The 11343-nt window shown below is 70.5% G+C and carries 9 protein-coding genes; 5 read left to right on the top strand and 4 right to left on the bottom strand.

The features are described 5' to 3' along the window. Positions 1–177: 177 nt before the first annotated feature. Entirely contained in the window at positions 178–1053 is an 876-nt protein-coding gene (locus ACFC0D_RS05840) for an NAD(P)H-binding protein (protein WP_376431427.1), read from the bottom strand. 81 nt (positions 1054–1134) lie between these two features. Here ACFC0D_RS05840 and ACFC0D_RS05835 point away from each other — a divergent pair, with 81 nt between their 5' ends. After that, entirely contained in the window at positions 1135–2121 is a 987-nt protein-coding gene (locus ACFC0D_RS05835; protein ID WP_376431425.1) for a cupin domain-containing protein, read from the top strand. Between the two features lie 4 nt (positions 2122–2125). Here the strand turns inward: ACFC0D_RS05835 and ACFC0D_RS05830 are convergent, their stop codons facing one another. Continuing rightward, positions 2126–3124, bottom strand: coding sequence for a LacI family DNA-binding transcriptional regulator (locus ACFC0D_RS05830; RefSeq protein ID WP_376431423.1), 999 nt, complete (start codon positions 3122–3124; stop codon positions 2126–2128). Positions 3125–3217: 93 nt separating this feature from the next. Here ACFC0D_RS05830 and ACFC0D_RS05825 point away from each other — a divergent pair, with 93 nt between their 5' ends. From ACFC0D_RS05825 to ACFC0D_RS05815, 3 genes are all read left to right on the top strand, one after another. Continuing rightward, positions 3218–5095 (top strand): amidohydrolase, encoded by a 1878-nt coding sequence (locus ACFC0D_RS05825; RefSeq protein ID WP_376431421.1) that lies wholly within the window; start codon positions 3218–3220, stop codon positions 5093–5095. A gap of 71 nt (positions 5096–5166) precedes the next feature. Further along, positions 5167–5523 (top strand): VOC family protein, encoded by a 357-nt coding sequence (locus ACFC0D_RS05820; protein WP_376431419.1) that lies wholly within the window; start codon positions 5167–5169, stop codon positions 5521–5523. Positions 5524–5573: 50 nt separating this feature from the next. Then, positions 5574–7103, top strand: coding sequence for a helix-turn-helix domain-containing protein (locus ACFC0D_RS05815; protein ID WP_376431417.1), 1530 nt, complete (start codon positions 5574–5576; stop codon positions 7101–7103). A gap of 91 nt (positions 7104–7194) precedes the next feature. On the opposite strand, the gene ACFC0D_RS05810 is transcribed toward ACFC0D_RS05815, so the two are convergent. Then, positions 7195–7959 carry a hypothetical protein gene (locus ACFC0D_RS05810; RefSeq protein ID WP_376431415.1) on the bottom strand — a complete coding sequence of 255 codons (765 nt, stop codon included), beginning with the start codon at positions 7957–7959 and terminating at the stop codon, positions 7195–7197. Continuing rightward, a complete protein-coding gene (locus tag ACFC0D_RS05805) occupies positions 7956–8294 on the bottom strand; it encodes a hypothetical protein (RefSeq protein WP_376431413.1) in 339 nt (112 codons plus the stop codon). Before ACFC0D_RS05805 ends, ACFC0D_RS05810 begins: the two co-directional genes overlap by 4 nt. A gap of 477 nt (positions 8295–8771) precedes the next feature. Here ACFC0D_RS05805 and ACFC0D_RS05800 point away from each other — a divergent pair, with 477 nt between their 5' ends. Next, positions 8772–11330, top strand: coding sequence for a helix-turn-helix domain-containing protein (locus ACFC0D_RS05800; RefSeq protein WP_376431411.1), 2559 nt, complete (start codon positions 8772–8774; stop codon positions 11328–11330). The last annotated feature ends 13 nt before the right edge of the window (positions 11331–11343 follow it).

The following is an 11343-nucleotide window of genomic DNA, read 5'->3' as shown; positions in this document are numbered from 1 at the left end:
CCGCCACGACTCCTCGCCGATCCGCTAAGGTAAGGCTTAGTTAGGTAACCCTTACCGGGTGGGCGGCCGCGGTGCGCCGTAAGCAGTTATCTCGATGTCGAGATAACTCTAGTGCATCACCGCGGCCCGGTCATGCCCGGCATGACTGTGACGGGCATCATCCTGATGTCCGTCCGGTCAGCCGAGCCACACCCCGGTCGCGGCCGTTGTCCGGACATACTCGGCGAAGTCGCGCGGTTCGCGGCCGAGCGCGCGCCGGACACCGTCGCCGAGCCGGGCGAAACGGCCTTCCCTGATCCAGCCGTAGAGCATGTTCAGCAGCTCCACATGCTCCTCCGACACTCCCTGCCGCGCACCGTACGCCGCGAAGTCGGACGGCGAGACGGCGCGGTGGGCGATGTCGCGGCCCGTGGCACGCGCGATCTCGTCGACCGCCTCGGCCATGCTCAGCAGCCGGGGCCCGGACAGCGCGTACGACTGCCCTTCGTGGCCGTCCTCGGTCAGGGCCGCCACGGCGACATCGGCGATGTCCTCGACGTCGAGCCACGGCTCGAGCCCCTCGCCGGTCGAACTCACGACGTCACCGTCGAGGATCTGCCGGAGGAAGAAGGGGTCCTCGCTGAAGTTCTGCGAGAACCAGGCGGGCTTGAGGATCGTCCACCGCGCGCCGGACTCACGCACGGCGCGCTCACAGGGAAGCTTCTCCTCCCCTTCCGGCGCCACCCAGTCGCTGTGGGAGAGGAGCACCAGGCGCTCGACGCCCATGGAGGCGGCGAGCTTCGCGAAGGCGCGCATCGACGTCCCGGCGTCGGCGCGCTGCGAGTCGACCAGGTAGGCCGCACCGACACCGGCGAGGACCGGCTCCCAGGTGCTCTCGTCGGTCCAGTCGAAGCGGATCGGCCCCTTGCGGGAGACGGCGCGGACCTCGTGTCCCCGCTCGCGGAGGCGGGAGGCGACGCGGCTTCCCGTCTTGCCCGTGCTGCCGAGGACCAGGATCGGCTTGGCGGACTTCGTCGTGTTCGCCGTCGTGTTCGTCGTCGTCTTGATCGTCATGGGAGCAGTCAAACCGTTCACCGGTGAGGCGTGGAATGGTCTGTCCGCTCATTTCGATGTCTCAGCGTCTAACCTTGGCGCATGGATGCGTTGGCGAGTCTGCTGTACGAAGTGCGGTCCGACGGAGCTCTGTTCAGCCGGAACGTCCTGACGCCGCCGTGGTCGATCCGGTTCGCGGACCGCAGACCGATCACTCTCGTCACCATGTTGCGCGGCTCGGGCTGGGTCCTCCCCGGCGACGGCTCCGGCGACGCCACGCCCGACGCCTCGCCGGATGCCGCGCCCGTCGCGCTGGAGCAGGGCGATGTGGCCATCGTCGTGGGCTCGGAGCCGTTCTCCTTCGCCGACAGCGCCGAGTCGCAGGCGCCCCCGCTGTACGTCCTGGCAGGTCCCGACCGGTGCACCACGGCCGACGGCGAGGAGATCAGCGAGGACATCGTCCTGGGAATGCGCACCTGCGGGAACAGCCTGGACGGCCCGACGGTGCTGCTCACCGGCAGCTACCAGGTCGGCGGCCGGGTCTCGGAACGGCTCCTGAGCGCCCTGCCCCGGGTCCTCGTGGTGCGCAACGACGGGCGCCCCGGCCCGATCCTGGACCTCACCGCCGAGGAGGTCTCCCGGGACGAACCGGGACAGCAGGCCGTTCTGGACCGGCTCCTCGATCTGTTGCTGCTGTCGACGCTGCGGGAGTGGTTCACCCGCCCGGAGGCCGACCCGCCCGGGTGGTACCGCGCACTCGGCGACCCCGTCGCCGGCCGCGCGCTGCGCCTGATCCACGACCGTCCCGCACGTCCCTGGACCGTGGCGGCACTCGCCGAGGAGACCGGCGTGTCGCGAGCGACCTTCGCCCGCCGCTTCGGCGATCTGGTCGGCGAGCCGCCCATGGCGTATCTGACCGGCTGGCGGCTCGCCCTCGCCGCCGATCTGCTGGCACGCACCGAGGCCACGGTGGAGTCGATCGCCCGACAGGTCGGCTACGGCAGCGCCTTCGGGCTGAGCGTGGCCTTCCACCGCGTGTACGGAACCCGCCCCACCGAGCACCGCGCGGCCGCCCGCGCGGCGGGGTAGGGCGTCACCGGCTCCTGGGGCGGGACGAAGCACGCGGGCGGAGCAGGGCCGGGATCGTCAGACCGCCCGGCTCGGGGTCGGGGAGTGCGGGGTCGAGACGGGCGACCAGGGTCGTGACGGCGGTCTCCGCGATGGCCTCCGGCCGCAGCGTCACCGTGGTCACCGGCGGGTCGGCCTCGGCGTAGGCCGGGTCCTCGCTGGCACAGACCAGGAGCAGGTCGTCGGGGATCCGCAGACCGTGGCGGGCCGCCGCCGCGTGGACCTGGCGGCCGCCGGGGTCGTAGACGGAGTGGACGGCGTCGCAGGCTCGGTCGGCGAAGACCCGGTCGAAGGCGTGGCCGGGCGCGTCGTCCGGGTCGAAGGCGATCACCTGCGGGGCGTGGCCCCGCTCCCCGCACCACTGTTCGTAGGCCCGGGTCACCGCGCCCGTGTAGTACTCGCGGCCGAATCCGGCGTGCAGCGCGATCCGGTGCGCGCCGGCGGCCGCCAGGTGGTCGAGGACCTCCCGGGTGGTCGTGGCGTGGTCGTTGTCGACCCAGATGTCGTCGGGGCGCGGGTCGGCGGGGCGGCCGTCGAAGACCACGGGGATGCCCCGCGCCCGCAGGGCGCGCAGGACCGGATCGCCGTCGGGGCTGTCGAGCAGGAGCATTCCGTCGACGGTCAGGGTGTGCCACAGGGTCTCGCCGCCGCGCGCCGCGGGGAGGACCGTCAGGGCGTAGCCATGGGCGTGCGCGGTGGCGGTGGCGGCGGTCAACAGGCGGGAGAAGTAGGGTACTTCGAGGTAGTTCCAGGGCTCGCCCGCGTACGTGGTGACGGCGAGACCGAGGGTTCCGGTGCGGGTGAGCGGCGTCCGGCGCGATCCGTAGCCGAGGGCCGCTGCGACCTCGCGGACCCTGCGTCGTGTGGACTCACCGAGCCGGCCCGTGCCGTTGAGGGCGTGGGACACCGTGGCGGTGGACACCTCCGCCGCGCGGGCGATGTCGGTGAGGGTGGGCCCTGACATGCGCGCCATCGTACGGATTTCGCAGGCCGGGGAGGGTACTGGTTATGACGTTAATCAGCGAACGTCCGGCCACAGCCAATCTTTGGAGTGGTCATGACTTCTTCCCTGAGTCGACGCACCGTTCTCGCCGCCGCCGGTGCGGCAGGTCTCGTCGGGATCGCCGCCGGCCCCGCCGCGGCGGGCTCGCGCCCCCGGTCCGCGTCCTTGGTCGTGCACAACGCGCGGGTGTTCACCGGCCTGCCCGGCGGCCGTCCCGTCGAGGCGGTGGCCGTCGGGCGCGACGGCCGGATCCTGGCCACCGGGCGGGGCAACGAGTTGCGCCGGCTCGTCGGCCGGGACACCGAGGTCGTCGACGCGCGCGGGGCGACCGTGATGAGCGGGATACACGACGGTCACGTCCATCCCCTGGGTGCGGGCAGCCGCTCGCTGCGGCCCTCCCTCGAAGGCGCGGAGACGACGAAGGAGGAGCTCCTCGCGATCCTGACCGGCTTCCTGAAGGACACCCCGGGCCAGGAGCCGGACGGCTGGCTGGTCGTGGAGGACTGGAATCCGGTCGGTCTGCTGCCGCAGGGCACCCTCCCCCACCACTCGCTGCTGGACACCCTGCCGACCCGCCGCCCGGTCGCGCTGGTCGGCGGCGACGGCCACAACATCTGGGTCAACGCCCGCGCTCTGGAGATCGCCGGCATCACGGCCGCCACTCCCGACCCGGTGGGCGGGAAGATCGTGAAGGGGCAGGACGGCAGGCCGACCGGGGTGCTCAAGGACGACGCCCAGCCGCTGGTGACCCGGCACATCCCGGAGCCGAGCGAGGCCGAGCTGGTCGAGGCGTGCGCCCGGGTGCTCGGCCGGGCGGCGGCCTCCGGGGTCACCACGATGATGGACGCCTGGGTCGGGCGCGGTGAGCTGGGCACGTATCAGGCACTGTCGGCGGCGGGGAAGCTGCCGCAGCGGATCGTCCCGGCGATCAGGATCGACTCGGAGCAGGCGAAGGACCCGGCGGCCGCCCTCGCGTACGCCCGGGGGCTGCGCCGGGAGTTCGGGGGCGTGCGCGGGCTCCGCTTCGGGATGATCAAGGTGTTCCTGGACGGGGTGATCGAGTACCCGGCGCAGACGGCGGCGCTGATCGAGCCGTATCTGGACGGCGAGGGACGACCGACCACCAATCGGGGCGAACTGTATGTTTCCGGGCGTGACTACGGCCGGCTGACGGCAGCGTTCAACCGGGCCGGGTGGCAGCTGCACGCCCATGGCCTCGGCGACCGTGCCGTGCGTACGGCGCTCGACGGTTACGCGTACGCCCGCCGCACCACCGGGCTGCGTGACGCGCGCAACGCCGTCGCGCACCTTCAGCTGGTGAACCCGGCCGATCTGCGGCGCTTCGCCGAACTGGGCGTCGCGGCCTGCATGCAGCTGCAGTGGGCGGCCCGGGACACCTGGACGATGGAGGCGCTCCTGCCGTACATCGGGCCCGAGCGGCACCGATGGATGTACCCGGCGCGCTCGCTGGAGCGCCATGGCGCGCGGCTCTCGGCCGGCTCGGACTGGCCGGTGGACGCGCTCCAGGTGTGGAACCAGATCCGGACGGCGATCGACCGGCAGGGGGCGCACGGCGAGGGCCCGCTGCACCGGGAGCTGGAGGGGCTCAGCCGCACCTCGGCTCTGCGGATGCACACGTACGGCACGGCCTGGCAGCTGCGCATGGACGGGGAGACCGGGACGATCCGGGAGGGGCGGGCCGCCGATCTGGTGGTTCTCGACAGGGATGTAACGAAATGTCCGGTCGCGGACATCAGCGACACCGCGGTGCGACTCACGCTGGTCGGGGGCCGCGTGGTGCACGACGCCGACTCCATGTCGGGCCGTACGGCGTCCGCCGGACTGGCCCGCGCGGTGTCGGCGCCACGGCCTTCGGCGTACGCGGCGGTGCACGGCGGCCGCCACCGGGCCTGCGGCTGCGGCGCGAACTGACAGGCCCACCCCCACCCTCGTACGGCCGCGGAGGAATTGCCGCGGCCGCACGAGGGGCCGAGGATCGGACCATGTTCAGCGGCGCGCATGTGATCCTCTACACCCCGGACGCGGAGGCCGACCGGGCCTTCGTCAAGGACGTCCTGGGCTTCGACCATGTCGACGCGGGTGGCGGCTGGCTCATCTTCCGGCTGCCACCGGCGGAGCTCGCGGTCCACCCCACGACGGGCGAGCCGAAGCACGAGTTCTACCTGATGTGCGAGGACATCACGGGCACGCTGACCACCCTGGAGGACCGTGGGGTGGAGGTCTCACGGCCCATCAGCGACCAGGGCTGGGGACTGCTCGCCGCCGTACGGATGCCGAGCGGGGCCGAACTGCCGCTCTATGAACCGCGTCACCCCACGGCGCACAGCGCGTCACCCTGACGGCCCACCCCCTCGCAAGACACATCTCATATCTGAGATAACGTGACGGCATGGCAGACGACTACCTCGTACGCATCGGCAAGCTCATCCGTGACGCCCGCCAGCACCGCGGCTGGACCCAGACGCAGCTCGCAGAGGCCCTGGCCACCAGCCAGAGCGCGGTCAACCGGATCGAACGCGGCAACCAGAACATCAGCCTTGAGATGATCGCACGCATCGGCGAAGCGCTCGACAGCGAGATCGTGTCTCTGGGTTATGCCGGCCCCATGCATCTGCGGGTCGTCGGCCGCCGCCGGCTCTCCGGCGCCATCGACGTCAAGACGAGCAAGAACGCCTGTGTCGCGCTGCTCTGCGCCACCCTCCTCAACAAGGGCCGCACGGTCCTGCGCCGTGTCGCCCGCATCGAGGAGGTCTTCCGGCTCCTGGAAGTCCTCAACTCCATCGGGGTGCGCACCCGTTGGATCAACGACGGCGTCGACCTGGAGATCGTGCCGCCGGCCGAGCTGGACATGGACTCGATCGACGCCGAGGCCGCGATCCGCACGCGTTCCATCATCATGTTCCTCGGCCCGCTGCTGCACCGCCTCGACCGCTTCAAGCTGCCCTACGCGGGCGGCTGCGACCTCGGTACGCGCACCATCGAGCCGCACATGATCGCGCTGCGCCGCTTCGGTCTGGACATCACCGCCACCGAGGGCCTCTACCACGCGCAGGTGGAGTCGTCCGTCGTGCCCGACCGCCCGATCGTGCTGACCGAGCGCGGCGACACCGTGACCGAGAACGCGCTGCTGGCCGCCGCCCGCCACGACGGGGTGACCGTCATCCGCAACGCCTCCTCCAACTACATGGTCCAGGACCTGTGCTTCTTCCTGGAGGCGCTGGGCGTACGGGTGGACGGCATCGGCACGACCACGCTGACCGTGCACGGCGTGCCGCAGATCGACGTGGACGTGGACTACTCCCCCTCCGAGGACCCGGTCGAGGCGATGAGCCTGCTGGCCGCGGCCGTGGTGACCGAGTCGGAGCTGACGATCCGCCGCGTACCGATCGAGTTCATGGAGATCGAGCTCGCGGTCCTGGAGGAGATGGGCCTCGACCACGACCGCTCGCCGGAGTACGCGGCCGACAACGGCCGTACGCGTCTGGTCGACCTGACGGTCCGCCCCTCCAAGCTGGAGGCGCCGATCGACAAGATCCACCCGATGCCGTTCCCCGGCCTCAACATCGACAACGTGCCGTTCTTCGCGGCCATCGCGGCGACGGCCCAGGGCAAGACCCTGATCCACGACTGGGTCTACGACAACCGCGCGATCTACCTCACGGACCTCAACCGCCTGGGCGGCCGCCTCCAACTCCTCGACCCCCACCGCGTCCTGGTCGAGGGCCCGACCCGCTGGCGCGCCGCCGAAATGATGTGCCCCCCGGCCCTGCGCCCCGCGGTGGTGGTCCTCCTGGCGATGATGGCGGCGGAGGGCACGTCGGTCCTGCGGAACGTCTACGTCATCAACCGGGGCTACGAGGAGCTGGCGGAGCGCCTGAACTCGGTGGGGGCGCAGATCGAGATCTTCCGGGACATCTGAGGGCTCGTCGAGAACCGCCGGCACCCCTTCGAACCGCGTACCTGCCGGTTCGGAGGGGTGCGTCGGCAGCCGTGGGACTTCCGCCGGCCGGCTACTGCCCGGAGGCGTCGGACGGGAACAACGACTCCACGCCGCACTTGGGATCCTGCGATCCGCCTTCGCTCCAGCCGCCCCCCGGGCACTCGTCAGGGTGGAACTCCGCGAAGAGGACCCGGTGCGACCAGCGCCATCGGTCGCCGAAGCGCTCCATGTAGCTGTAGGACGGCTCCGCATCGCCCGGCCGCACCTGCACGACCTCTGCCCACTCCCCCTGCACCGTCACCTCCCGCAGACTGCCGGACGCCGCGTCGTTCAGCGTCGAGGACTCCGAGCCGGCGAAGAGTTCCCCCACCGCCTTGGCGCACTTGTCCGGGACCATGTCCTCCAGCTTCTTGCGGTACTCCGGCGTCATGAGGGCGCACATGGTCTCCCCGTCACCCTTTCGCACCGCCTCGGACGTGGTGGCCCACGTGTCATGGACACCGGGCTCACCCGGCTGTGCTCCGACATCGAGGACGGAGTCCCCGGCTCCCTGCGTGGCCCAGTAGACGCCTCCGCCCGTGACGGTCAACAGCACGGCCGCGAGCGCGATCCACCAGCGCCCACCCTTCTTGGTCGTGTTGTTGATGTCCCGGCCCACGACGGTGCCCCAGTTGTCCCGGCCGATCGACGGGCCGGTGACCGGGTCGGTGATGTCGTGGCCGGCCAGCAGCGCCCCGTCACCCGCGGTGAATGCGGTGGAGGGCGGATGAGCGGGAGGGGGCGGCACAGCCCCCATCCGGTCGACAGATGCGTGGGAATCCGGTTCGGCTGTCATGAGTTGCCGGCGTCCTCTCCCGCTGTCACATCGCGGAGGTCGGCACCGGAGAGGACGGATCCGTCGCCCGCCGCCATGTGCACTTCTTCACCGACGTCGACCTGCGACGAGCCGCCACGAGGCACACGGGCGTGTGACCGCTCGATGCTTCCCTGGGCGAGGAGCGAGCCACGCCCGGCGCGCATGGTGATCACCGTGGGTGGGCTGCTCGGAGTTCTCAGGAGAATCACCAGCGGCACAACGGCCGCGACGACGCCCGCGATCGCTCCGCACACACTCGCCACCTGATCAACCTGATCCAGGTCTCCGAGGAATGCCCAGGAGGCAAGCCCCACACCGACCAGCGTTCCCAGGCATACCAGGGACCCACAAAGAACTCGCTTCGACATCTCATTTCCCCGTGCGCGTGAATAGCCGTACATCAAGAGGCTTTGGAAAAGCGGTGCACCTTCAGGCCCTTCCTCAGCCGTGTGTGGCGCGGGAAGGGCCCGGGCATTCGGTATCCGACGGTGTGAGCGGTTCAATCCGCGGCATTCACGCGATCAGCCACGGCCGTCGCAGGCCTTGCAGTCACCACTGCCGCGGCAGCTGTCGCACTTCCACACGCCGCGGTATCCGCTTCCGTCGCAAGTGGTGCACTGCCCCTTGCCGTCGCAGCGCTGGCACTTGTTCCACATGGTGAATCCCCTCTTCGTCACTGTCGGGAGACCGGTCGATCTCGAGCATCGGGGGTGGTCGGGATGTTCACCACGCTGAGCGGGCAGCCATAATCAACCGATCATCGAACCAAGCACCTTGAAAGGTGAATCAACTTGGCAGGCAAGCCGGGACGTCGGGAACAGCCGCTCGATCCGCAGGCCGGCCCGCTCGAACGCTTCGCACTGGGTCTGCGTGAGCTGCGCGAAAGGGCCGGCCTGACCTACATGGAGATGGCCGACGTGGCTCATTTCGCGGCCAGCACCCTTTCTCAGGCCGCTGCCGGGCATCGACTCCCGACCCGCCAGGTGCTCCTGGCATACGTCCGTGCCTGTGGCGCGGATCCGGACCCGTGGGAAGAGCGTTGGGAGGTTGTGCGGCACGACCTTTTCGGTCCGGAGGTGGACCGGAAAGCTGCCGCGATCGCCCCGCACGACTCCGGCCCGGAGGAAGTCACGAGTTTCGTGGGCCGCGAGGCCGAACTCACCGCGGGCAGCGCACTGATCGAGCGCTGCCGACTGGTCACGCTGGCCGGAGTCGGCGGTGTGGGCAAGACGCGGCTCGCCAGACGTCTCGTCCGTCAGGTGGCCGACCGGTTCAAGGACGGTCAATACTGCGTGGAGCTGGCCGACGTCGGCGGCGGCGACTCCGTCGCGGCGGCGGTCGCCGCAGCGGTCGGCGTACACACCTCCGCCGAGCAGGACCCACTGGACGAACTCGCCACGGCTCTGCACGGACGTGGCGTACTCCTCCTGCTCGACAACTGTGAGCACGTCCTGGACGCGAGCGCCCGAACCGCCCGCGCCCTGCTCACGCTCCTGCCGGAGCTCCATGTCCTCACCACCAGTCGGCAGCCCCTCGACATCGGGGAGGAGCACGTGCTGCAGGTGGAACCGCTGGCCCTGCCCGCCCTGGGAGACGGCCATCTCGACGAAGCCGGTGCCGAGGGCGGGTTCCACGCGACCTCACCGGCCGTGACCCTCTTCGCCGACCGAGCCAGGGCCGCCTCCCCCGGCTTCCGGATCACCGAGGCGAACCGGCACACGGTCGCCCGAGTGTGCCGAAAGCTGGACGGGCTGCCCCTCGCGCTGGAGATCGCCGCGCGACGGTTACGCACCCTGACTCCCGAAGAACTTCTGGAACGGCTCGATCACCGGTTCCGCCTGCTCGGCCCCGGCGGCCGCGACCGCATGGCTCATCCTCGTCACCATGCCCTGCGCGCACTCTTCGACTGGAGTTACGAGCTGTGCACCGACGCCGAGCGGGCCGCCTGGGAGCAGCTGTCCCTCTGCTCCGGCGGCGTCCTGCTCACCGACGCCGAGCAGCTCTGCGGTCGCACCGCGGCATACGGATCACGGGAGGCCACCCCTGCTGACGAGGCTTTCGAAGCCCTGGCCGGGCTCGTGGACAAGTCGGTGCTCACCAGGGCGGAAACAGGCGGCCACAGCCGTCTGTACATGCTGGAGACCGTCCGGGCCTACGGGCAGGAGCGCCTCGCGGAGAACGACCGTGCGCAGTACGCGCTGCGCCGCCACCGCGCCTGGTACCTGGGCCTCGCCGCACAGGCAGGAGCCGCATACGGCTCGTCCGAAGAGGCCGACTGGTTGCGGCGCCTACGCTCCGAGCACGCCAATCTGCGGCAGATCGTGACGGCGCCCCAGGCGGCCGGAGAGCCCGCGGAGACGGTGCTGCGCGCGTCCCTCGCCTTCTGGCTGCACTGCCTCACCTCGGGTCATGTGGGAGAGGGCGCACAATGGATGCGAAAGATCATCGAGCGGCACCCGCTCCCGCCTCATCCGGAGTCCACCCTCACCTGGTGTCGAGCCGTATGGGTCGCGGGCTTTCTGCTGCTCCTCCACGGAGACCGCACCGGCGCCCACGAGATGATCGGCCGGGGCGAACAGGCTCTGTCCCACGTGCCGGCGGCGGACGTCACGGCGTACGAGGTGACGAGGGCCGAACTCACCGCGGCGTTCCTGCAACTGCGCGGCCTGGCGGCGATGATGACCGAGGACACCGAGGGATCCGAACGCTACGCGCTGTCCGCGCTGGCTGCAGGACACTGGTCCCCGATGTTGCTGACGCAACCGCAGTGCATCGCCCAACTCGGCTTCTCGGCCGTCATCCAAGGAGACCATGCCCGCTCCATCACGCTGCTCGAACAGGCGCTCGCCATGTCCGAGGAGCGAGGGGACACCTGGCACCGCTGCTATCTGTTGTGGGCGCTCGCCATCGAACACGGGGAGACGGGGCGGGCGAAGGAGGCACTCGTTCTCCTCCGACGCGCGCTCCGACATGCCTGGGAGATCGACGAGCACATGGGAGAGGCGACACTGAGCGAGACGCTGGCGTGGGTGCTCGCCTCCTGCGGCGGCGCGCGCTCGGCGGCCCTCGTGCTGGGAGCCGCGGATCGTGTCTGGCACCCGTCCGGCGTTCCTCGACTCTTCGGTTTCGCCGCCATGGCCGCACACCGTGAGCGCGGCCTCGATCGCGCCCGCCAGGCACTCGGCGAGACCGAGTACGCAGACGCGTATCGAGAAGGTCGGGAACTCGGCTTGCGCATGGCGCTGGAGAAAGTGTTCAAGGACATGGAGCAGCTCACCGATCGGGACGGGACTCTCATGGAGGCGGCCGAGGATCGCACCGTCCGTCCCTCTGCCGGGCACCGGGCCTGACACGCCACACGGT

Source organism: Streptomyces sp. NPDC056222 (assembly GCF_042264065.1).
GTDB lineage: Bacteria > Actinomycetota > Actinomycetes > Streptomycetales > Streptomycetaceae > Streptomyces.
The sequence above is the reverse complement of the archived record's forward strand: the minus strand, read 5'-3'. Positions and strand labels throughout refer to the sequence as shown.